Genomic DNA, 21,861 nt, shown 5'->3' on the forward strand with positions numbered 1-21,861 from the left:
AAACAATGCCAGATGCCGTCCTTGTCGTGAACTCCGGCTCTTCAAGCATCAAGCTTGCGCTATTCGACATCGCATCGGATGGGGGGCCGAGATTGCTCTGCCGAGGGAGTCTGGACGAACACGAGGTCGAACCGCGCCTGACGATCAAGGAGACCGATGGAGCCATTCTCTATGATCGGCATCGCAAGGTCGCAGACGGCCACGGAGAAGAGCTGCTGCTCGATGCGTTGAACTGGGTCGATGGCTATCTTGCCAGTGACGATCTGATTGCAGTTGGTCATCGCGTGGTGCATGGCGGATTGGCCTTCGCAACGCCGGTCCGATTGACGGGATCGATAGTCAATGAGCTTGCCAAGCTGACACCGATGGCGCCGGTGCATCAGCCACGCTGTCTATCGCCGATACGTGCCATCATGACCGAACGCCCGGAACTGCCTCAAATCGCCTGCTTCGACACGGCGTTCCACCACTCACTTCCCGCCTCCGCCACCCGCTTTGCCATTCCACGCCAGCTCCACGACACCGGCATCCGCCGCTATGGATTTCATGGACTGTCGTTCGAGTTCATCGCCGAACGACTCCAGGAACTCTCACCATCTCCCGCCGAAAAACGGTGCATTATTGCACATCTGGGCAGCGGCGCCAGCCTATGCGCCATGCGTGGCGGTGCCAGTATCGACACCACGATGGGCTTTACCCCACTCGACGGCCTGGTGATGGCCACCCGCTGCGGCGCCATTGATCCTGGCGTGCTCCTCTATCTGCAACAAGACCGCGGAATGTCGACAGCCGATCTTGAAAATCTGCTCTACCGAGAATCTGGGCTGCTTGGAGTGTCGGGATTGTCAGGCGACATGCGAGCACTGCTCGCCAGTAAAGACCCGCATGCCTCCGAAGCCATCGATCTGTTCGTGGCTTCCATCGCCAGAGAAACGGCGATGATGGTCAATAGCCTTGGTGGTCTGGATTGCCTGATCTTCACCGGCGGGGTTGGCGAGCACGCACAGGAAATTCGACGGCGCGTTTGCGAACAGTTGAACTGGTTGGGTCTCACCGTCGATGCAGAAGCAAACGATGCCGGATTCGCGTGCATCAGCACTAGGGACAGCAGAATTGAAATAAGGATCATTCCGACGAACGAGGAATTGATCATCGCGCGTTACTGCGTACGAGACTTAGCTGATTGCGAATCCGCTTCAACTTAGGAGAGTCATTTTCTACTTCAAACAAGATCGCGAAAATTCGACAGGCATTGCTACGCGTCCGCACCGTATAACCAACGAGGCACCCATGATAAATCTAGAAACATACGCACATGGCATCAGGGAAGCTCTGGACGAATGCCACGAGCACATGTCGCCTATGGAAGCTGGCGAATTGCAAATCGGCAAGCGCGCCACCGGCGGCGACTGGCAGGACATAACGGCCGAGACAATCGATCGGCACAAGAAGATGATCACCACTTACGAAGGTATTCTGAAGGTGCTCTCTGCCAAGCTGCAGGGTGGCTTTTAGTGCCGGATCAGGCCACGAGCCACACATGAACGCGGTCGGTGGATCAACTCGTCCTTATCCGGTCGAATGGGAGCGACATCTCGTTCTCAATTCTGACTGGAGAATTTTTACGCGGCCGATCACGGCGACGGATGAACCTTCGGTTCTGACGCTTCTCTCCCACGTTAATAAAGGCGATCTCAGGCTTCGCTTCTTTGGTGCCATCAAAGAATTCACCCATCCATTTCTCGTAAGCCTGACGCAGATTGATTACGCTAAAGCCATGGCGTTCATCGCGTTCGATGAGGCGAGCCAGGAGCCACTTGGCGTCGTCAGGATGCATCGTAAAGATGACGGCGTTTCCGGTGAGTATGCCATCCTCCTTCAATCGGACCTCAAAGGCAGAGGGCTCGGTTGGGCTTTGATGCAGTTGATTATTGAGTATTCCCGCTCCGAAGGGCTTAAACCGATCGTTGGCCAAATCTTGCGCGAAAACACGATCATGCTTCAAATGTGTAGAGAGCTGGGTTTCGAAATCATCGCCGACACGGAAGATCACGGAATTTATGATGTCACTTTAAACCTCTGAATAAATGCACCACCTGCAATCCGGCACTCCGAAGGGCGACCTCGAACACTCAGTAAGGCCGGACTTCCGGATCAGAAGCGTTTTATGACGATGTCCGCGTTGGGCCAAACGCGGACATTATTCACCCTGAAGCGAAGGCTGCAAAGAGGTACGTGCCAACGATCTCGCTTGGCTCTAAGGCGCCAAATACTGCAACAGTCTCGGATCGTCGCGAATCTCGCCGGCCGAACCTGTCAGCGCAACCCGGCCGCGATCCAGCACATAAGCGCGGCTCGCGACCCGAAGCGCAAGATCGAGATGCTGCTCGACGATGACGACGGCAATGTCCTTCGCCAGCAGGATCAGGCGCTCGGTAATTTCCTCGATGACACCGATCCAGACGCCCTCAGTGGGCTCATCCAGCAGCAAGATCTTGGGATCGGACAGCATGGCGCGCCCGATCGCCAGCATCTTGCGCTCGCCACCGGACAGCGTGCCGGCGAACTGGTCGAGCCGCTGGCCAAGCTTGGGGAAGATCTCCAAGACCCGGTTGACTGCCCCGCTGTCGCGATTGGTCAGCGCGCCGACGGCGAGATTGTCTCGCACCGAGAGTTTCGCGAACACCGAATGTTCCTGCGGGACATAGCCGACGCCGCGGCGGATGCGCTGCTCGGTCGGCAGTTTGCCGACATCGCGGCCATCGAGGCTCACTGCACCGCCGAGCACCGGCAACTCACCGACAATAGCCTTCATCAGCGTGGTTTTGCCGGCACCGTTGCGACCGAGAATGGCGACGCCGCCGCGCCACGGCACGCTGAGCGTAACGCCGAACAGCACCTGGCTGCGGCCGTAACCGGCATCCAGCGACTGGATATCGAGGAATTTATCGTCAGGCACGGCGGAGATAGACCTCCTGGACCCTGGGGCACGACTGCACATGCTGCACCGTGCCGGTCTGCAGGATCTGGCCCTGGTCCAGCACTGTGAGGCGGTCGCAGATATCGCGGATGAAATCGAGATCGTGCTCGACGATGACGAGCGAACAGCGCGCCTTGATCGGCTGCAGCAATTCGCCGGTAACGCGCCGCTCTTCCAGACTCATGCCGCCGGTCGGCTCGTCGAGCAGCAACAATTTCGGCTCCGGCGCCAGCGCCATAGCGATCTCAAGCCATTGCTGCTGCCCGTGCGACAGCGCGGAGGCCGGCTCGTGGGCGCGATCGACGAGACGAAACTGTTCAAGCATCGCCATGACTTTGTCATGCAGCACGCCGCGGGTGCGCGACAGCGCCAGATTGAGCAGCGATGTCTGTGCCTGCAATGCCAGCAAGATGTTGTCGTACAGCGTCAGGGCCGGCAGCACGCTGGTGATCTGGAATTTCAGGCTCATGCCGGCGCGAGCGCGCTCCGCCGGCGAGGCCTGCGTGATGTCGCGGCCACCGAACGTCACCGTACCTTGCGTCGGTGTCTCGGCGCCGGCGATACATTTCATCAGCGTGCTCTTGCCGGAACCATTGGGACCTATCAGTCCGTGGAATTCATTGGCAGCGATGGTGAGATCGGCGCCGTTCAGCGCGGTGAGCTTGCCGAATATCTTGATGAGGCCTTTTGCTTCCAGAAGCGCCATGATTATCGCTTCCCCGGACGGCCGAAACTGCCGACGCGCTCGCGCTCTGACAACAACAGACTGACCAGTCCTGCGGGCCGGAACAGGATGACCAGCAGCAGCAATACGCCAAGAATGATCGGCCAGATGTCCTGATAGCTGTTCGACAGCCAGAAGCTGACAGCCTCAATGACGACCGTGCCGATCACAGCACCGATCAGCGTGCCGGAACCGCCGAACAACACATAGAGTACCACCTGGGTGGAAATCACGACGCCCAGCATGTTGGGCCAGACGAAGCCTTCGTGAAACGCATAGAGACTGCCGGCGAGCCCGGCGATAGCCCCGCTCAGCGAGAAGATGATCGCCTTGAGGTGCTGCACCTTGTAGCCGAAGAAGGCGATGCGCTGTTCGTTTTCGCGCAGGCCAGCCAGCGCGAGGCCGAATTGCGAGCGCATCAGGAAACGACAGAGCAGATAGACCACGATCAGGAAGCCGATCGCCATGTAGTAATAGACAGGTCCCTCTGTGAGTTCATAGCTGCCGATTGTCATCGGCGGGATCGAGGGAATGCCGTTCTGGCCGCCGAGATAGTACCAGCCCCGCGCCAGACGATCGCAGGCATAGGAGCCGGTCAGCGTGCCCAGCGCGACGAAGATGACGCTGGCGGGATGGCGACCAAGCAACAGAAAGCCGCCGAGCAGCAGCGCAAAGGCGAAGCCGATCAGAAGGCCGGCGGGTAGCACGAGCAGGATGGACGTAATGCCAAGATCGCGCGCCAGCAGCGCCACGCCATACCCGGCCGAGCCGAAAAACACAGCCTGGCCGAAACTCATGATTCCGGCATAGCCCCAGACCAGGTCGAATGACAGCGCGAACAGGCAGAGGATCAGCACGCGCGTGGCATAGACGGTGAGATAGTCCTGCAGCACTAGCGGCAGCAGCAGGCCAATGACCAGCACTGCGATCTCGATCATCGGCAGCACGCGCCATTGGCGCGATGCGCTGATGCCTCGCGTCAGAGATACGGTAGAGAGTGGCGTCGTCTCGGTCATCAGGTCGCCGGCATGAGAGAAAGAGAAGCGGGAGTGATATCGGCCACTCCCGCGAGGTTCGAACTATCGACTCAGCATTCCTTGGGATCGACGAGACCGGCGCTGCGCGCGACGACCTCATATTTGCCGCCCTTGGCCACCGCCGTATACATCTTCATCTTGCAGTGCCGCTGACCGGGGACCATCTCGGCCGGCCCGCCCGGGCCTTCGGCGATCTTGGCATGGTCGAGCGCCTTGGCAACTGCATCACGATCGACACTGCCGGCTTCCTTGACGGCCGCCTCCCACAGTTTCAGGCCGCGATAGGTGCCGGTCGCGGCACTGCCAGCCGCGAACAGGAAATTGCCCGGGAACTGTTTTTCGTAGGCCGCCTGGAGCTTGGCACTGAACGGATCTTCCGGCGTCAGCGCCTTGAAGTAATCGAGGCAGCTTGCGAGGCCCTCGATTTCGGCCGGCTGATTGATGCTGAGCGTGTTCTCGTCATAGTAGACGCAGGCGAGCCGTCCGCCATTCTTGAGGAAGCCTGCTTCGGAGAGCTGCTTGAAGAACGGTCCGACACCTGGCGGAATGACGGTGTTGAAGACGACATCGACCTTGTTCGAAATGATGCGGTTCACGGTCGACGAAAAATCGATCTGGTCGAGTGGGTAATACTCCTCGAACACGACCTCGCCGCCATTGGCCTCGATCACCTTGCGGGCATAGACGTTCAGCGTATGCGGCCAGACGTAATTGGCACTGGGCAGCGCAAACTTCTTGCCGCCATTCTTGATCAGCCAGGGAATGAATTCATCGCATTGCTGCGCCGGCGTCGGCCCGGTGCAGAACAGATAGGGCGTGCATTCCTTGCCCTCATAGAGCTGCGGGTAGATGTAGAGCGTCTTGCCGCGGGAGACGATGACGTCCTTGATGGCGTTGCGCATCGACGAGGTGATGCCGCCGATGACCAGATCGACCTTCTCGCGCTGGATCAGCTTACGGACATTGCCGACCGCGACGGATTCATTGGACGCAGTGTCCTCGATATACAGTTCCAGCGGCCGGCCAAGCAGACCGCCGGCATCGTTGATGTCCTTGATCACCATCCTGGCCACATTGGCGTCAGCATTGCCGGCATAGCCCATCGGCCCGGTGAGATCGGTGCCGACGCCGACCTTGATCGGTCCGGCCGCCGCATTGGCCCAGTCCGGCCGGATCACCCAACTGCCTACACCGGTGGCGATGGCCGTCCCGAACAGGGCCGCATTGCCGAGAAAGCGGCGGCGGCTGAGAGTGTTGGCATCATGAGACATTGGACTAAACCCCTTTTCCTGCAACGAGGCCCTGCGGCCGGAATTTGATGAAGATGATGGCGAGCACGAATACCGCGACATCGGCGATAACGGGCGAAATCACCCACGGCAGCGCTGCACTGAGCGTGCCGATCAGGCCTGCGCCAGCCACCGGTCCGGCAAAGGAGCCGATGCCGCCGACCATGACGGCGACGAAGCCCTGAATCAGAAAGCGGATGCCGAGATCGGCGAACAGCGTGAACACCGGCACGATCAGCGCACCGGCCAGACCTGCGAGCGCGGCGCCGAACGCGAAGGTTGCGCCATAGATTGCGTTGGTCGAAATGCCGGAGGCCCGCGCCAGCGTCGGATTCTCCAGCGAAGCGCGGATACGCAGGCCGAACGCGGTGCGCGCCAGAAGCAGATAGCTCCCTGCCATCACCAGCGCGGTGATCACGATGATCACCAGACGCCAGGTTGAGAAATGCATGCCGCCGATGGTCACCGAACCGCCGATGGGCTCCGGCACCGACAGATACAGTCCGCCGATCAGGCCGCGCACGACCTCGCGAATGATCAGTCCGAGCGCATAGGTGCCGAGCATTGCCACGATCGGCGCGGCATAGAAGCGCCGGACAATCAGCCGCTCCAGCACGAAGCCTAAAGCACCGACCACGAAGGGTGCAGCGATCATGCCCAGCCACACCGGCGCGCCGGCGGAATGGACGATATAGGTGACATAGGCCCCGAGCAGAACGAACTCGCCCTGCGCGAAATTGAAGATACCCATCATGCTGGCGATGATCCCCAACCCCAGCACGACCAGCACGACGATCGCCCCGAAACTGGCGATCTCAAAGATCGCCATGATCAGATTATCCATGCGCGATCACCGATCCCCGCTTCTGCATGGATTCCTCACATCGTCTTCCAATCAGCGGACTGCTCGAAAGCGTGCGCGGCGCGATAGATGGTCATCTCGTCGAAATGCTTGCCGACCAGCATCAACCCGACGGGCAGGCCATCGACCATGCCGCAGGGGATCGACATCGCCGGATGATGCGAGATGTCGAACGGCGAGGTGTTGGAGATCATCTCGAAGGCGCGGCCGACGACTTCTTCACGCGGCGCGCCGGGCGCCGGCAGCGGTGTTGCCTTCATCGGTGTGGTCGGCATCAGCAACAGATCATAGCTCGCCAGCGCCTTGTCATAGGCAGCCGTGACGCGACGTGAGATATTCAGCGCCTTTCCGTAGAAGCGCGGTCCGAAATTATTGTTGATGTAGGTGCCGAACAGCAGCAGCAGTTTGGTGGTTTCGGACAGCGAGTCCGCCTGCCCGCGCCAACCACGATGGGCGTCCATCAGCGAGGTCGAATACAGATCCGACCGACTGAGGCCATAGCCGTCGCCCACCATCATGGTCTGGGTCATGCCTTCGGTGCCGATCGGGGTCCACACCGCCGCTGCGGTAAGATGCATCGGAATCGAGATCGTCTCCACTGTCGCGCCGAGATCGGCGAAGCGCTTGGCGGCTTCGCGGACGCTGCGATTGACCGCGTCTTCGGCGCCGAGCTGCTCGAAACCTTCCTTGACGATGGCGATCTTCATGCCCTTGACACCGACACCGAGCGCCTTGGTGTATTCCGGCACTTCCGGCGACTTGATCCGCGGATCATAGCCGTCATCGCCGGCAAGCACTTCCAGCAGCAGCGCGTTGTCGGCGACATTGGATGTCATCGGACCGGTGTGATCGACGAATATCTCGATCGGCATGATGCCCGTATAAGGCACCAGACCCCAGGTCGGCTTCATGCCATAGGTGCCGGAGAAGGACGACGGCATGCGGATGGAGCCGCCCTGATCGCCGCCGATTGCCATGTCGACTTCGCCAAGCGCCACGACAACGGCGCTGCCGGACGAAGACCCGCCGGCGGAATAGCCCATCTTGTGTGGGTTATGCACGTTGCCCGTCGAATTGGTGTGGCTGCCGCCGGACATGCAGAAGGATTCGCAATGCACCTTGCCCATGATCTCGGCGCCTGCGTCCAGCATGCGCGTGACGATGGTGGCGTCGAAATCCGGCACATAGCCTTCCAGCGTGGAGGAGCCGTTCATCATCGGCACGCCGGCCAGCATGATGTTGTCCTTCAGCGCGACGGTCTTGCCTTTGAGCTTGCCGCCGGGCGCACCCTTCACAACCGACTTGCGATACCAGGCATTGCGCGTGTTCTCTTCCGGCGCGGGCCGATAGCCAGGTGTACGCGGATATTTCACTTCGGGTACTTCGTCGGGCATCGCCGCCACGACGTTGTAGGCATCGACGGATCCCTGCATCAGCGCGCGGAACGAGGTGACGTCCTCATCGGACAGCGCGAGGCCGCACTGATCGGCGACGGCGAGGAGTTGATCGGGAGTGGGAAGTGAAACGGCCACGATGATTTCTCCTGATATCCACGATGCAACCGGCACGGCATTTCTTCGGGATGCCCACGCCGTCAAGGAGACGACGGTGTCGCCTTTCGCGCATCATTAGAAAGAGAAATATTTTCCTTTTCAAGTATTATTTTTCAAAGTCGTCCTGATCGGGTCTGCGACTGACCTAGAATGTCCGGATGAGCCTGAAATCCAGACCGTCTGCTTCGGCAAGATAGATCGGCATTTTCGCCCGCCCGCCGCGCATGCTGACCTCACCGCGGGCGCCGTGATAGGCCACGCTGGACGCCGCGTTCAGCATCGGCCGGACGTCGAATGAGCCCGCCTTGGTCGCCACCGATTCGAGAAACCGAAGCCCCTCGTAGTTCGACTGCGCGACCGATCCCGGCACAGGCGCACAGCGTCCGAACGATGCTTCATATTGCGCACGGAATGCATCATTCGCCGCCGACGCGCGGTCGACGAAATAGCCCGATGCACAATAGAGCCCCTCGGAGCTATCCGCGCCCATGCCGAGCAGCAGCGTTTCATCCATGGCACCCGCCAGTCGGAGAACCTTCGACGAGAGACCATGTTCGGCGAAGGCGCGGTTAAACACGATGCTGTCGGTACCGATCAGCGAGATGACCACGACATCCGGCTTGGCGGCCCGGATGCGGGCAATCTGGGCATCGTGATTCTGCTCGCCAAGCGCAACGAATTCCTCCCCCACCACGCGCCCTCCGGCGCCGGCGATATATGTCTTGGTGGCCTTGTGGGCCAGCCACGGCCAGACGTAATCGCTGCCGATCAGATACCAACGCGCCGCTTTCTTTTCACTCGCCAGCCATTCGATGGCGGGGCGCGACTGATCGCGCGGCGTCTCGCCGATCGCCATCACGCCGGGCGTGCGTTCTCCGCCTTCATAGACAGGCGTATAGATATAGGGCACGCGCCCGGCGATCACCTTGCGCAACGCGACGCGGACCGCGCTGATATGCGAGCCCATGATGACATCGGCATCACCGGCCGCGATCATGTCGGCTGCCGTGCGGACAACGCCATCGATATCGCCGCCGGCATCATGAAACACCGGCTCGATCTCGCGCCCGAGAATGCCGCCGCGCCGATTGATCTCCGAAGCCGCGAGCATCATGCTATTGGTGCCCGCCAGGCCCCAGATCCCGGCCGGGCCGGACAGGCCGATAAAATTGACGACGCGCAGCTTTTCGCGATTGCGACGCCGCGGAAACAGATCGGGACGTGCAATCGCATCACGACCTCCCCCGCTGTCCTGAAAGCCCTTCAGCAACCATGGCGCCGGCATCGGCAGCGCACCGGTCGTTGCAATCTGCAGTGACGAGAGCATGTCGCTCTCCTTTCGACGTTGTCAGCGGCGGTGCGGCGTCAATTTATCGGCAGTAAAATCGTGCGAAAGAAAATATCGTAGAGGAAAATATTGAATATTCAACGATTCCCGTGCATATGGATCAGGCAAAGTCGCTTAATATTCATCACCCCTTCCAGCAAAGTTTCCCAACCGTGGCCAGAACGCCGAGCACGCCCATCACCGAACACCTCGCTTATCTGCTGGCGCAGGCGAACCGGGAAATTAATCGCCAGCTCGATGCGCGCTTCAAGAAGGAAGGCGTGCCGGTCGAACAGTGGCGCATTCTGAAAGTACTGTCCGACGGCAAGGGCCACTCCATGGGCGACCTCGCCGATGCGGTTCTGCTGAATCATCCGACCCTGACCAAGATGGTCGATCGCATGGTGTCTGACGCGCTGGTCTACCGGGTGCAGGACCCCGACGACCGCCGCAAGGTGGTGATGTTCATCTCCGACCGCGGCAAGACACTGACCCAGCGGCTGAACTCTCTGGCGCTGAGCCAGGAAGCCCATATCGCCGAGAACTACGGCAACAAGGCAACGGCCGACCTGAAGCGCCTGCTCGAAAGCCTGATCGAAAAGGCGAACTAGGTTTTCCATCTCTTCGCACCGACCATTATCTGGGCCGTCGACAAACCAGGTCGATTTCGATCAGAGCGTCATAAGCGAGGCCCGTGACGCCGACACAGGTCCGCGCCGGCAGGCGATCCGGCGGAAAATAGCTGCGATAGGTCTCGTTCATCGCCACGTAGTCGCGCTTGAATTCGGTGAGATAGATCCGCGTCATGGTGATGTGCTCGAAGCCGAGATCGAGCCCCGCGAGCACCACGCGCAGATTTTCCATCACCGCTTCGGTCTGAGCCACGATGCCATCGGGCAGCACGCCCGGCATCGCCGGCGTGTCCGGCATCTGCCCGGTGACGAACACGAAGCCGCCGGTCTCTACAGCATGGCTGAACGGCGCGACCGGCTTCGGCCCGCCGGTGATCATGTGAAATTGCAACAGCGCGTCTCCTGGACCTTATGATTTTGACGTGTGGTCGAACACTCGCTTGCTCAGAATGGCATGAACGCCCCAATTGCCGTCGACAACCTGCGTCACGCCGAAGTCGACCGCGACCGACATCAACGCGATCGCCTCATCTTCGGTGAGACCTTTGATGTTCATCAGGAAGCGCCGCATCTTGCGAAAGGCGTCCTTCATCGCGAGATCGAGCGACGAGGTCGCATAGACCTCGCTCTGCCCCTTGGCGCCGAATTCCGCGAGATAGTTCGGATGGCTGAAGCCCATCAGCACCCAGTCACTCTCGGTCTCGATCAGCGGATAAGTGAGATCGGCGAACGCCTGGCCGGCGAGATTGCCCTTCTTGTGCAGGACCACCTGGAAGGTTCCGGTCATCGAACATTCGATCGCCGTGCCGCCGAGTTCGCCGTCGCCCTGCGCGGCATGGGGATCGCCGACCGACAGCAATGCGCCGGGCACCGAAACCGGCAGATAGACCGTCGATCCCTTGCCGAGCCGCCAATTGTCGAGATTACCGCCAAAATAGGCTGGCGGCACTGAATCGACGAGATCGGCCTCGCGCGGCGCCACGGCAATGACACCGAAATGCGGGCGCAGTGGAATGCGAATGCCGTCGAGCACGTCATGCCGACGCCGTACAGAGGCCGGCGTAATCGGAATGCCCGGATAGTCGTAGGTGTTGTGCACGGTGCCGAACGGGTCGGTCTGCGGCTCCCAGCGATATGAATAGAGCGCGCGCGCATATGGCACGTCGTCGTGATCGAGAATTTCGTAGATCGTCACCGCTTCGCGCGCATTCTGCTCGGCGAGAAATTCCTTGTAGTGATAACCCCACCATGCCGCGACACTGCTGCCAAAAACCTGGCCGTCGAAATCCGGATTTCGACTGGCGCGCGGCACGATGTCGAGGATGCGGATTTCCAGCACGTCGCCGGGCTGCGCGTCCCTGATCGCCACCGGCCCGGTGCAGATGTGGACGCCAAAGCCCTCACCGGCACCGCGACCATAGATCGAGGCGTCCATCGGACCGGCGCCGCGGCGATCGACATTCTTCTGATCGCGCGTCCAGCGGAACACACTCTCAGCGCCGATATCGCCCTTGATCATCCGCTCGGGATCGTCGGACGCGTGCTGCGTCAGTGTTTCGATGGTGATCGTGTCACCGGAATTGATCTCGATCTGCGGCGGCAACGAGCGGCTGAAATAGCCCCAATGCACGCGAGATGCATCGGCGGCGAGATGATGATGCCGCTGATTCTTCGAAGCCTCCGCGATGCCGTGCGTGATCGTCGCGGCCGGCTCCGGCTGCGCAATCTTCCCCGCGGTCGGCGGCGCGTGCTGGCTGCGCAACTGCGCCAGCGCTTCCTGCGGCCATCCGCGTTGTCCCGCCGCCGTGGCCGACGCCGTCAAGCGCTCGGCTTCATTCTGGCGGAATTCGCGCGGCGACAGGCCGAAGCGGTGACGGAACGTGCGGCTGAAATGCGCGGAGTCATTGAAGCCGGCACGAAAGGCAATCTCGGAAATCGAGTGATGCGCCTCGGACGGATTCGACAGATCGGCCCAGGTGCGCTGCAGCCGGCGTTCGCGCAGGTAATGCGTAAAGCTGCTGCCGGTGCCTTCGAACAGTTTCTGCAGATAACGTTCGGAGATGCCCTCGGCCTGCGCCACCTTGGCCGGCGTCAGATCCGCATCGTCGAGGCGTCGCTCGATGGTCTGGCACAGCCGATGCAAGGTCGCAGCCTTGGTCGCCGTGCCGCTGTTGAGATCGGTCGTCGGCTCGGCCAGTTGACGTGTAAAGGTCGGCAACAGATCGGCAAGACTTTGTGCGATCGCCAACCATTCGGCATCGGACAATGTTTCAAGGTTGCGGGCCGCCTGTTCCATCATACGCGCGAACACGTCGCCGAAGCCGCCGGGGCCTACGATCTGGACATCGGCGATGGCGGGTGCACCGGCGCGGCGGCTGTGCAGCGGATCGGACGTCACCGAGAGCACCACCGCGCGCATGTCGCGCTGGAATGCGACGCTCCAGTCCCCTTTGCGCGGCAGCAGCAGCAGATGCCCAGCGGCCACGATCTGATGTCCGGCGACTGTCTTCAGGCCGACACCATCCTCAAGCGGCAGCAACACCAGCGGATGATCGCTGGCCAGATCCGACAGCGGCGAGATCGCCTGTGCGCCGGCAGACAGTTTGGCCAGAGCAATACCTTCGAAGGTGCGACGAACTGCGGTGGCATGCCCGTGATGCGTGGTCGTCGCAGCTGTCGGCTGCAAGCCAATCGAACTCAGGACGTCGCGCCATGCTTCGGGGCGGTCGTCTTCAGAGTAGGATTCACTGGTGAACGGACGGAGGCTCATGCATCGACCTTCATAGCCGAAGCGAAGCAACCTCCGTGCCATCCCGAAGGACGCAGCGCCCTGCCCTGCAACTTCCCCGATCACCGCGCCATCATCCTCATAGCCGAATTCAGTGCAATTTCATCCGCTTAGTCGCAGCGGAAGACGTTCTTGCGGATTGTGCCATGGACGCCCCAATTGGCATCGACCACCTGCGTCACCCCGAAATCCGCACCGACCGACATCAGCGAGATCGCCTCGTCTTCACTCATCTTGTGCACCGTCATCAGGAAACGCCTGAGCTTGCGGAACGCATCGCGCATGGCCCGATCGAGGCTGGAATGATTAGCGACGTCGAGCTGCGCATTGGCGCCGAGTTCGGCGAGATAGTTCGGGAAGGTGAAGCCGTAGACCGACCAAGCTTCCGCGGTTTCCAGCATCGGATGCGTCAGGCCTTCGAGGGGCGTACCGCCGAGGTCACGATGCTTGTGCAGGATGAACTCGAAATCGCCGGTCAGCGAGGTCTCGATGGCCGTGCCGCCGAGCTCGCTGTCGCCCTGCGCGGCATGGGGATCGCCGACCGAGAAGAATGCACCGGGCACCGCCACGGGATAGAACATCTTGGCGCCCTTGCCGACGCGCCAGTCATCGATATTTCCGCCTGTGTAACTCGGCGGGATCGACGACACGAAATCCTCCTCGGATGGCGCGAGGCCCATGGTGCCGAAATGCAGCCGTGCCGGCACCTTGACGTTCGGCAGGATGTTTTCGCGTTTCCTGATGGTCGCGTGATCGACGCGCACGCCGGGATAATCGATGGTTGGATGCAGGATGCCATCGGGGTCGGTCTGCGGCGTCCAGACATAATTATAGACCGCTTTAGCAAACGGCTCGCCCGACGTATCGAGCTCGAAGATCGTCACGACCTCGCGCGGCTTCGGCTCCTCGATCAGGTCGTGATAGTGGAAGCCCCAATTCGCGGCGACGTTGGAGCCGAAACACTTGCCGGCATAACAGGCCTTGCAGGCCGGCCGCGGGCGCACGTCGAGAATACGCACTTCCAGCACATCGCCCGGCTCTGCGCCTTCGATCGCCACCGGCCCGGTGAGCAGATGCACGCCGACGCCTTCGCCTGAGCCGCGGATGAACGGACCTTCCGTCGGGCCCGACCCACGCCGCACCACCGCCTTGTGCTCGCGGGTCCATTTGAACACGCTCTCGGCGCCGGGATCGCCTTCGATCATGCGCTCGTAATCGTCATTGGCATGATGCGTCAGCGTTTCGATGGTAGCGCGGTCGCCCGACTTCAGCGTCAGCGACGGCGTGACCACCTTGCTGAAATAGCCCCAGTGCACGGTCTTCGGCGACACCGGAAGAAGATGATGTTTCATGCTGAGGCCCTCGGTAGCAAATGGACGAACTTCACAGGCGCGACGATCACGAGACTTCCGCCTCCATCGCATTGAGGAAACGCTGCGCGACGGGATTGCGCGGATTGGTCAGGACTTCACTGGCTGGGCCTTCTTCGATGATCGCGCCTCCGGCGAGCAGCACCACACGGTCGGCCACTTCGCTGGCAAAGCGCAGCTGATGCGTCGAGATGATCATGGTCAGACCGTCCTCGACGGCGAGCCTGCGGATCACTTCGAGGACCTCGTTGACCAATTCGGGATCGAGCGCCGACGTCGGCTCGTCCAGCAACAGCACGCTTGGATTGGGCGCGATGGCCCGGGCGATGGCGACGCGCTGTTGCTGGCCACCGGACAGATGCCGCGGCAGCGCATCGGCGCGGTGGCTGAGACCGACGCGCGCCAGGAGTTCATCGGCACGACGCTCGGCATCGGCGCGCGCGACGCCATGCACCCAGCGCAGCGGGCCGGCGATGTTCTCCTTGGCCGTGAGGTGGCCGAACAGGTTGAACTGCTGGAACACCATGCCGACGCCTACCTCGGCGCGGGCATTCGCCAGCAGCCGCGGCGACAGCGGCTTGCCATGCGCGTTGAAGCCGAGCTGGCGGCCGGCGACCTTGATGGCGCCGCCGTTCCACAGTTCGAGATTGTTGATACAGCGGAGCAGCGTGCTCTTGCCGGAGCCACTTGGTCCGAGCAGCGCGATCACTTCACCGATCCTGACCGTGATGTCGACGCCGTCGAGCACCACGTTCCTGTCGTAGCTCTTGCGGAGATCGGAGACCTCGACGGCGACATTGTTGCGCGCCAGCATCTCCGCGCGTTTGATGGGATCGCCGCGTTCCGGCCGCAGTCGCGGCGGCGGTAGTTCGGCGACACCGCCATCGGGCAGAAGCTCCGGCGGAGCGCCAGCATCCTGAACCAAGGGATCGTCGATGCCCGGGGCGCGGTACCACGGCAGGAAGCGCATGAATGTAGTTTGCTTTGCCGTGCGATCAAGGTCGAACTTCCATTCCAGAAGCAGTTGGATGCCGGCGATCGCCGCTGTGAGTAGGAGATAGATCAGACCCGACGCGAAGAAGATCGAAAAGAAATCGAAGGTCGAGGACGCCAGTTGCGTCGAGCGCAGCGTCAGCTCCTGCACGGCGATGACGGAGGCTAGCGACGAATTCTTCAGCGCGCTGACCGCTTCGTTGCCGAAAGCGGGGATCATCGACCGGATCGCCTGCGGCGCGATGATCCGGCGCATCAGGACGCCCGGGGTCATGCCGAGCGCCTGACCGGCCACCACCTGACCGCGGTCAACGCCGAGCACGCCGGAGCGCAGCATCTCGGCGATGAATGGCGCTTCGTTACAGGCCAGCGCCAGGCCGGCTGCGAGAATGGCGGGAAGCTTAATGCCAATCTGCGGCAGGGCGTTATAGGCAAACACCATCTGCAGGATCAGCGGGGTGCCGCGAAAGATCACGGCATAGACCCGGGCGAAGGATGCCAGCGGCTTGAACCTGCTGAGCTGCATCCATGCCAGGATCACACCGAGGACCAGCCCGCCGCACAGACCGAGGGCGGTGACCTGCAAGGTCGCCTGGATGCCCTCGATCATATACGGCATGCTGAGATAGTGGAGGAACAGCTCCATGGAGGCAGAAAGCCCTTACGTGAGAGTGATCCTTGCTTGCGGACCGGCGTTACTTCACCGTCAGCAGGCCGGGCTCCATCAGGTTTTCCGGATCGAGTTTCCACTTCTTCAGCAGTGCGAGCTGATCACCGGACTTGTAGATCTCGGTGAGTGCGGCCTTCACTGCATCGCGGAACTTGGGCTTGTCCTTCGGCACGGCAATGCCGACCTGATAGGGGATCGTCACCGCGACCGCCTTCTCGAGCTTGTCCGGATAGGCTTTCACCGCGTTGTCGACGGTGTTGACGTCGTTGATATAGGTATCAGCGCGGCCGGCAAGGATCGCCTGGATGCAGTTGGCATTGTTGTCATAGAGCTGGATGGTCGGCTCCGCCTTGCCTTCCTTCTTGCATTCCGGCCCCAGCGCCTGGATCAGCGGCACTTCGACATAGCCGGTGTTTTCCGCCGCAGCCGTGCCGCACAGCGAGGTGTTGATACCGGTGATCTTCTTGGGGTTACCCTTGGCGACGAGCACGCCGTCGAACACCTTGGAATAGGTGATGAAATCGGCGGCCTTGGCGCGCTCCTCGGTGGCATAGATGTCGGATATCACGATGTCGGCCTGGCCCGATGCCAGCGTGGTCAGCAAGGCCGCGAAGGTCACCGCCTTGTAGGTCAGCTTGAAGCCAAGGCATTCGCCGATCTGCTCACCGAGATCGATATCGAAACCGATATATTTGTTGGGATCCTTGGGATCGATCGATTCATAGCCCGGTGTATGCGGATTGATGGCGTTGACGAGTGTCTTGCCTTTCCAGTCCGGATATTTCGCCTGCAACTCGGCGCAAGCCGCCGGCACGGCCGCCTGCGCCGACATCGGAACAAAGGTGCCGACCGCCAATAGCGCGCCCACTGCCGCCGCACGCCATCCGATCATCGCGCCCGTTTCAGGCCAAAGCCTACGGATGTCAGCAAAATGCAACTTGACCATTCGATCGCTCCTTCGACGTTGTCATGGCCTGAACCATGTTCCTAACCTCGAAGAAGCCTATGACCCCCTGCGCGCAGAAAGCTTGTCCCGGAACGTACAATAATTTGGATCGTCCGCTCCCATGATTTGGGCAGAGCTGCCACATTAATGGGCGACGAGGCTCTGCCGCATGTCGGCTGCCCGCCAGAAGCGGTCGTCGAGCCATCGACTCCGCCGTGCAGTCAAATGCCGTGAGTATTGTCGCACAAGGCAGCGGATCGATCGCAGCGAGGCCGAAGCGCGATTATTCGGGGTGACCCACAAAGTCGAAGCCCCTTGCCGGAGCAAATCTACTAATAACAACGCCGGTGGCGACATGTTGCCACCGGCGGATGCTCATATGCCGTGTTGACTCAGGCCGCTTTGGCCGTTGCTACGTGATTGGCGAGGACATCCATCAGCGCAGGCGAAAGGCAATCATAAGGCTCGAGTCCCAGTTCCTTGAGGCGCGACCGTATGCCGGCCATGTCGCTCGGCTTCACGCCGGATTCAATCACCGACGAGACGAAGGCGGCGAAGCCCGGTGCAGCCGAGCCGGATTCTTCGAACAATTCGGGATGAATGAAGTCGAGGCCATAGAACGCATGTCCCTTGTTCTCGATGCGGCCGAACATGTGGGTGCCGCATCCGGTGCAAGCATGGCGCTGAATGGTTGCGGCCTGATCGACGATGCGCAACTTGTCGCCGTTTTGCAGTACGGTGACGTTTTCGCGCGGAACCACCGCGACGACAGAGAACGTCGCGCCGCTCGGCTTCCAGCACTTGGTGCAGCCGCAGGCGTGATTGTGAGCGACGTCGCCTTTGACGCCAACCTTGACCGGCTTGTCGCTGCATTTGCAGACCAGCGTTCCGCCGGCAAAATGGCCCGAACCTTGTTTGACACCGCCGTCGACGGACGGGTGGATATGAACAGTCATCAGCCTATCCTCCTGGTATGATGCGTCACTTGTGTGAAGCATTGTTGTATTGGCACTCTGGTGTTGCAGCCTGCATTCAGAACACGACCACCGATCGGATCGATTTTCCTTCGTGCATCAGATCGAATCCCCTGTTGATCTCTTCCAGCTTGAGCACATGCGTAATCATCGGATCGATCTCGATCTTTCCGTTCATGTACCAGTCGACGATCTTGGGCACGTCGGTACGACCCCGCGCGCCGCCGAAGGCTGTGCCTTTCCAGACACGCCCTGTGACGAGCTGGAATGGCCGGGTCGCGATCTCTTTTCCGGACTCCGCGACGCCAATGACAACGGAGACACCCCAGCCGCGGTGGCAGGCTTCAAGCGCCTGGCGCATGACCGTGGTATTGCCGGTGCAGTCGAAGGTGTAATCGGCGCCGCCATCGGTCAGCCCCACCAGATGCTGAACAATGTCGCCATCGACCTTCTTCGGATTGACGAAATGGGTCATGCCGAAGCGGCGGCCCCATTCTTCCTTGTCGTCATTGATGTCGACGCCGACGATCTTGTCGGCCCCGACCATCCGTGCGCCCTGAATGACGTTGAGGCCGATGCCGCCAAGGCCAAACACGACGACATTGGAGCCCGGCGTGACCTTCGCCGTATTGACCACGGCACCGACACCCGTGGTGACGCCGCAGCCGATATAGCAGCTCTTGTCGAACGGCGCGTCGTCGCGGATCTTCGCCACCGCGATCTCCGGCAGCACCGTGAAGTTCGAAAAGGTCGAGCAGCCCATGTAGTGGTAGATCGGCTTGCCCTGATAGCTGAAGCGCGAGGTCCCGTCCGGCATCACGCCCTTGCCCTGGGTGGCGCGGATCGCGGTGCAGAGATTGGTCTTCTGGCTCAGGCAGCTTTTGCATTGCCGGCATTCCGGCGTGTAGAGCGGGATGACGTGATCGCCGGGCTTGACCGAGGTGACGCCGGGACCGACCTCACGCACGATACCTGCGCCCTCATGGCCGAGAATGGAAGGAAAGATGCCTTCGCTGTCGAAACCATCGAGCGTATAGGCATCGGTGTGGCAAATGCCGGTCGCTTTGATCTCGACCAGAACTTCGCCTGCCTTCGGCCCTTCGAGATCGACGTCGACGATCTCAAGCGGTTTCTTTGCTTCGAAGGCGACTGCGGCGCGGGTCTTCATTCTCAACTCCCTCGGTCATTTGATCTTGCGTCATCCGGTCCCGTGCGGTCCGAGCCCGCGTCATCCGGAACTGCAGGTCAGCGGATCGCTTGTGATCCGCATCAGTGTGGTTTCCCCATGCAGGCGCTCTCGGCCTCGGTATAGGCTGCGGGTTTTTCCTCACGCTTGCCCGGGCGCACACGGCCGACTGCATCATTGGCGCGCGCACGCAGATAGACGTAGAGATCGTCCATATAGCAGGCGACATTGGTATTATCGCCAAAGGCCGGCATGACGCTTTCCTGCGACGTGCTGACATTCTTGCGACCGCTGGCGACAACCCCGAGGAAGTCGCCATAGCTCATCGTTTTCAGCGAGTCCTTCAGTGCCGGTGCGTAGGTCGATCCCATCCCATCCGGGCCATGACAAACGTGGCATTCCGAGTGATAGCGCCGGTAACCCGAATATGTGTACCAGTCGATGGTGCCATCCGCGGAAACGTTGAATGTCGGATTGCCCTCCTTGTCCAAATACTTGCCGTCTTCGGATTTAACGGCTTTCGGATCGCCGGCATTCTCGGCGAAGCTCGTATTCCCGGAGGCCACGACAACAATCGTGGCAATGACAGACCAGATGTGACGCAATAGCTTGTCCTCGGCATGCGATTTCAGAAAAGACCGGCGCATGGACGAAGCCATGCGCCGGTGACTGATGCGTCAGTTCACTGTGGGAGTGCAAAGACCGTCAGCGCGCCGCCGAGTGCGGTATAGTTGGTCAGGGCTGCGTAACCACCGACGGCACCGAGACCGGCAGTCGGATCCGTCAGACCCGCTGCGAGACCGATGCCGGCCCAGCCGCCGACGCCTGACAGGACGGCGATATACTGCCGGCCATTGTTTTCGTAGGTGGTGACGTTGCCGATGATGCCGGACGGAGTCTTGAACTTGTAGAGTTCCTTACCCGTCTTGGCATCGACCGCCTTCAGGTAGCCTTCCAGCGTCCCGTAGAACACCACGCCACCGGCAGTGGCGAGCGCCCCCGACCAGACCGAGAACTGTTCCTTGTTGGACCAGACGATCTTGCCGGTCTTGTTGTCCCAGGCAATGAAGTTGCCCATATGGGTTTCGCCCGGAGGTGGATACATCGACAGCGTCGCACCCACATAAGGCTGGCCGGCGGTGTAGTTCACCTTGAACGGCTCATAGTCCATGCAGACATGGTTGGTCGGCACATAGAACAGCTGGGTATCCGGCGAATAGGCTCCGGGTTGCTGATCCTTGGTGCCGAGCGCCGCCGGGCAGACGCCCTTGGTGTTGACGTCTTCACCTTGCTTCTCGGTGGAGTACTGATCGACCACTTTCGGACGGCCATAGGTCGGCGACGACTTGTTCATGTCGACACCGGTGGTCCAGTTCACCTTCGGATCGTATTTTTCGGCAACCAGCAATTCACCGGTGACACGGTCCATGGTGTAAGCGAGGCCGTTACGATCGAAATGCGTCAGCAGCTTGCGGTTTTGGCCGTTCATCTGCTGATCGCTGAGGATCATTTCGTTGACGCCGTCATAGTCCCATTCGTCATGCGGCGTCATCTGATAGACCCACTTGGCCATGCCTGTGTCGGCATCGCGCGCGAAGATGGTCATCGACCACTTGTTGTCGCCCGGCCGTTGCTTCGGATTCCAGGTCGAGGGATTGCCCGAGCCATAATAGACGAGGTTCAGCTCCGGATCGTAGGAGGTCCAGCCCCAGGTGCAGCCGCCGCCGATCTTCCACTGATCGCCTTGCCACGTCTTGATGCTGGAGTCCTTGCCGACGGGCTTGCCAAGCGCAGTGGTCTTTTCCGGATCCACCATGATCTGGTCGTCCGGTCCTTCCGAGAAGGCGCGCCAAGCGAGCTTGCCGGTCTTCAGGTCATAGGCAGTCATGTGGCACTGAACACCGAATTCGCCGCCCGAGATGCCGATCAGGACCTTGTCCTTGACCACGAGCGGGGACGACGTGCCCGTTGCACCCTTGCCAGGGTCGCCGTTCTTGACGGTCCAAACTTCCTTGCCGGTCTTTGCGTCGAGCGCGACCAGCGTGGTATCGGCCTGGTGCAGGAAGATCTTGCCGTCCGCATAGGCAACGCCGCGATTGACGGTGTCGCAACACATCACCGGAATGACGTTCGGATCCTGCTTCGGTTCATATTTCCAGACGATCTTGTTGTCCTGCGACAGGTCCATTGCGTAGACCTTGTTCGGGAACGGCGTATGCACATACATCATGTTGCCGATGATCAGCGGACCGCCTTCGTGGCCGCGCAGAACACCGGTAGAGAAGGTCCAGGCCACCTGCAGCTTGCCGACATTAGCCGCCGTGATCTGGTTCAGCTTCGAATAGCGCGTATTGGCGTAGTCGCCCGCTGGCATGACCCAGTCTTTCGGGTTCTGCGCCATCTTTGTCAGTTCATCATTGGCGATGGCAACACTCGCGGCAGAGGCCGCCATTGTGCCAAGACAGGTCGCAAGCAGCACCTTTCGCATCGTGATGTCCTCCCAGACATAATGCCGGGTCTCGTCAAGCGG

The 21,861-nt window shown here is 60.8% G+C and carries 19 protein-coding genes and 1 pseudogene; 4 read left to right on the forward strand and 16 right to left on the reverse strand.

Annotation, left to right across the window (positions count from 1 at the left end):
- Window positions 1–5 precede the first annotated feature (5 nt).
- The 3 genes and pseudogenes from AB8B02_RS19660 to AB8B02_RS19670 form a co-directional block, all read left to right on the forward strand.
- The gene (locus AB8B02_RS19660) at window positions 6–1,205 is read left to right on the forward strand and encodes an acetate/propionate family kinase (protein WP_439064935.1); all 1,200 of its coding nucleotides are present in this window, start codon (window positions 6–8) and stop codon (window positions 1,203–1,205) included.
- Window positions 1,206–1,290: 85 nt separating this feature from the next.
- Window positions 1,291–1,515, forward strand: coding sequence for a hypothetical protein (locus AB8B02_RS19665; RefSeq protein ID WP_184511881.1), 225 nt, complete (start codon window positions 1,291–1,293; stop codon window positions 1,513–1,515).
- A 43-nt stretch (window positions 1,516–1,558) separates the two neighbouring features.
- A pseudogene (locus AB8B02_RS19670) lies at window positions 1,559–2,083 on the forward strand (GNAT family N-acetyltransferase); the annotation flags it as partial.
- 174 nt (window positions 2,084–2,257) lie between these two features.
- Here AB8B02_RS19670 and AB8B02_RS19675 read toward each other — a convergent pair.
- The 7 genes from AB8B02_RS19675 to AB8B02_RS19705 all read right to left on the reverse strand — a co-directional run bounded on the left by AB8B02_RS19675 (window position 2,258) and on the right by AB8B02_RS19705 (window position 9,772).
- Window positions 2,258–2,959 carry an ABC transporter ATP-binding protein gene (locus AB8B02_RS19675; protein ID WP_068734624.1) on the reverse strand — a complete coding sequence of 234 codons (702 nt, stop codon included), beginning with the start codon at window positions 2,957–2,959 and terminating at the stop codon, window positions 2,258–2,260.
- Complete coding sequence (locus AB8B02_RS19680) at window positions 2,952–3,686, reverse strand: ABC transporter ATP-binding protein (protein ID WP_439064936.1); 735 nt, start codon at window positions 3,684–3,686, stop codon at window positions 2,952–2,954. The genes AB8B02_RS19675 and AB8B02_RS19680 overlap by 8 nt, the downstream gene beginning before the upstream one ends.
- Before the next feature lie 2 nt (window positions 3,687–3,688).
- The gene (locus AB8B02_RS19685) at window positions 3,689–4,720 is read right to left on the reverse strand and encodes a branched-chain amino acid ABC transporter permease (protein WP_439064937.1); all 1,032 of its coding nucleotides are present in this window, start codon (window positions 4,718–4,720) and stop codon (window positions 3,689–3,691) included.
- 71 nt (window positions 4,721–4,791) lie between these two features.
- The gene (locus AB8B02_RS19690) at window positions 4,792–6,012 is read right to left on the reverse strand and encodes a substrate-binding protein (RefSeq protein WP_320445368.1); all 1,221 of its coding nucleotides are present in this window, start codon (window positions 6,010–6,012) and stop codon (window positions 4,792–4,794) included.
- A gap of 4 nt (window positions 6,013–6,016) precedes the next feature.
- Window positions 6,017–6,874, reverse strand: a complete 858-nt coding sequence (locus AB8B02_RS19695) for a branched-chain amino acid ABC transporter permease (protein ID WP_439064938.1) — start codon at window positions 6,872–6,874, stop codon at window positions 6,017–6,019.
- A 35-nt stretch (window positions 6,875–6,909) separates the two neighbouring features.
- Window positions 6,910–8,424, reverse strand: a complete 1,515-nt coding sequence (locus tag AB8B02_RS19700; RefSeq protein ID WP_184511887.1) for an amidase — start codon at window positions 8,422–8,424, stop codon at window positions 6,910–6,912.
- A 166-nt stretch (window positions 8,425–8,590) separates the two neighbouring features.
- The gene (locus AB8B02_RS19705; protein ID WP_439064939.1) at window positions 8,591–9,772 is read right to left on the reverse strand and encodes a substrate-binding domain-containing protein; all 1,182 of its coding nucleotides are present in this window, start codon (window positions 9,770–9,772) and stop codon (window positions 8,591–8,593) included.
- A gap of 173 nt (window positions 9,773–9,945) precedes the next feature.
- Here AB8B02_RS19705 and AB8B02_RS19710 point away from each other — a divergent pair, with 173 nt between their 5' ends.
- Window positions 9,946–10,383 (forward strand): MarR family winged helix-turn-helix transcriptional regulator, encoded by a 438-nt coding sequence (locus AB8B02_RS19710; protein WP_068735340.1) that lies wholly within the window; start codon window positions 9,946–9,948, stop codon window positions 10,381–10,383.
- A 25-nt stretch (window positions 10,384–10,408) separates the two neighbouring features.
- On the opposite strand, the gene AB8B02_RS19715 is transcribed toward AB8B02_RS19710, so the two are convergent.
- The 9 genes from AB8B02_RS19715 to xoxF5 all read right to left on the reverse strand — a co-directional run bounded on the left by AB8B02_RS19715 (window position 10,409) and on the right by xoxF5 (window position 21,819).
- Complete coding sequence (locus tag AB8B02_RS19715; RefSeq protein WP_439064940.1) at window positions 10,409–10,795, reverse strand: RidA family protein; 387 nt, start codon at window positions 10,793–10,795, stop codon at window positions 10,409–10,411.
- Between the two features lie 18 nt (window positions 10,796–10,813).
- Complete coding sequence (locus AB8B02_RS19720) at window positions 10,814–13,174, reverse strand: acetamidase/formamidase family protein (RefSeq protein ID WP_439064941.1); 2,361 nt, start codon at window positions 13,172–13,174, stop codon at window positions 10,814–10,816.
- 128 nt (window positions 13,175–13,302) lie between these two features.
- The gene (locus AB8B02_RS19725) at window positions 13,303–14,544 is read right to left on the reverse strand and encodes an acetamidase/formamidase family protein (RefSeq protein ID WP_439064942.1); all 1,242 of its coding nucleotides are present in this window, start codon (window positions 14,542–14,544) and stop codon (window positions 13,303–13,305) included.
- Between the two features lie 46 nt (window positions 14,545–14,590).
- Complete coding sequence (locus AB8B02_RS19730; RefSeq protein WP_439064943.1) at window positions 14,591–16,201, reverse strand: amino acid ABC transporter permease/ATP-binding protein; 1,611 nt, start codon at window positions 16,199–16,201, stop codon at window positions 14,591–14,593.
- Between the two features lie 49 nt (window positions 16,202–16,250).
- Complete coding sequence (locus AB8B02_RS19735) at window positions 16,251–17,117, reverse strand: ABC transporter substrate-binding protein (protein WP_244527955.1); 867 nt, start codon at window positions 17,115–17,117, stop codon at window positions 16,251–16,253.
- 446 nt (window positions 17,118–17,563) lie between these two features.
- Window positions 17,564–18,127 (reverse strand): S-(hydroxymethyl)glutathione synthase, encoded by a 564-nt coding sequence (gene gfa, locus AB8B02_RS19740; protein ID WP_231079395.1) that lies wholly within the window; start codon window positions 18,125–18,127, stop codon window positions 17,564–17,566.
- Window positions 18,128–18,203: 76 nt separating this feature from the next.
- Complete coding sequence (locus tag AB8B02_RS19745) at window positions 18,204–19,313, reverse strand: S-(hydroxymethyl)glutathione dehydrogenase/class III alcohol dehydrogenase (protein ID WP_068734594.1); 1,110 nt, start codon at window positions 19,311–19,313, stop codon at window positions 18,204–18,206.
- Window positions 19,314–19,414: 101 nt separating this feature from the next.
- The gene (locus AB8B02_RS19750; protein ID WP_231081034.1) at window positions 19,415–19,906 is read right to left on the reverse strand and encodes a c-type cytochrome, methanol metabolism-related; all 492 of its coding nucleotides are present in this window, start codon (window positions 19,904–19,906) and stop codon (window positions 19,415–19,417) included.
- 107 nt (window positions 19,907–20,013) lie between these two features.
- Window positions 20,014–21,819 (reverse strand): lanthanide-dependent methanol dehydrogenase XoxF5, encoded by a 1,806-nt coding sequence (gene xoxF5, locus AB8B02_RS19755; protein ID WP_089266008.1) that lies wholly within the window; start codon window positions 21,817–21,819, stop codon window positions 20,014–20,016.
- Window positions 21,820–21,861: the final 42 nt, after the last annotated feature.

The sequence above is a fragment of the Tardiphaga sp. 862_B3_N4_1 genome (genome assembly GCF_051811085.1).
Classification (GTDB): Bacteria; Pseudomonadota; Alphaproteobacteria; order Rhizobiales; family Xanthobacteraceae; genus Tardiphaga; species Tardiphaga robiniae.

What these genes read in the sequence shown, in the direction of transcription:
- AB8B02_RS19660 (WP_439064935.1), top strand. Translation starts at nt 6, where the DNA reads ATGCCAGATGCCGTCCTTGTCGTGAACTCCGGCTCTTCAAGCATCAAG.
- AB8B02_RS19665 (WP_184511881.1), top strand. Translation starts at nt 1,291, where the DNA reads ATGATAAATCTAGAAACATACGCACATGGCATCAGGGAAGCTCTGGAC.
- AB8B02_RS19680 (WP_439064936.1), bottom strand. Translation starts at nt 3,686, where the DNA reads ATGGCGCTTCTGGAAGCAAAAGGCCTCATCAAGATATTCGGCAAGCTC.
- AB8B02_RS19685 (WP_439064937.1), bottom strand. Translation starts at nt 4,720, where the DNA reads ATGACCGAGACGACGCCACTCTCTACCGTATCTCTGACGCGAGGCATC.
- AB8B02_RS19690 (WP_320445368.1), bottom strand. Translation starts at nt 6,012, where the DNA reads ATGTCTCATGATGCCAACACTCTCAGCCGCCGCCGCTTTCTCGGCAAT.
- AB8B02_RS19695 (WP_439064938.1), bottom strand. Translation starts at nt 6,874, where the DNA reads ATGGATAATCTGATCATGGCGATCTTTGAGATCGCCAGTTTCGGGGCG.
- AB8B02_RS19705 (WP_439064939.1), bottom strand. Translation starts at nt 9,772, where the DNA reads ATGCTCTCGTCACTGCAGATTGCAACGACCGGTGCGCTGCCGATGCCG.
- AB8B02_RS19720 (WP_439064941.1), bottom strand. Translation starts at nt 13,174, where the DNA reads ATGAGCCTCCGTCCGTTCACCAGTGAATCCTACTCTGAAGACGACCGC.
- AB8B02_RS19725 (WP_439064942.1), bottom strand. Translation starts at nt 14,544, where the DNA reads ATGAAACATCATCTTCTTCCGGTGTCGCCGAAGACCGTGCACTGGGGC.
- AB8B02_RS19730 (WP_439064943.1), bottom strand. Translation starts at nt 16,201, where the DNA reads ATGGAGCTGTTCCTCCACTATCTCAGCATGCCGTATATGATCGAGGGC.
- AB8B02_RS19735 (WP_244527955.1), bottom strand. Translation starts at nt 17,117, where the DNA reads ATGATCGGATGGCGTGCGGCGGCAGTGGGCGCGCTATTGGCGGTCGGC.
- gfa (WP_231079395.1), bottom strand. Translation starts at nt 18,127, where the DNA reads ATGACTGTTCATATCCACCCGTCCGTCGACGGCGGTGTCAAACAAGGT.
- AB8B02_RS19745 (WP_068734594.1), bottom strand. Translation starts at nt 19,313, where the DNA reads ATGAAGACCCGCGCCGCAGTCGCCTTCGAAGCAAAGAAACCGCTTGAG.
- xoxF5 (WP_089266008.1), bottom strand. Translation starts at nt 21,819, where the DNA reads ATGCGAAAGGTGCTGCTTGCGACCTGTCTTGGCACAATGGCGGCCTCT.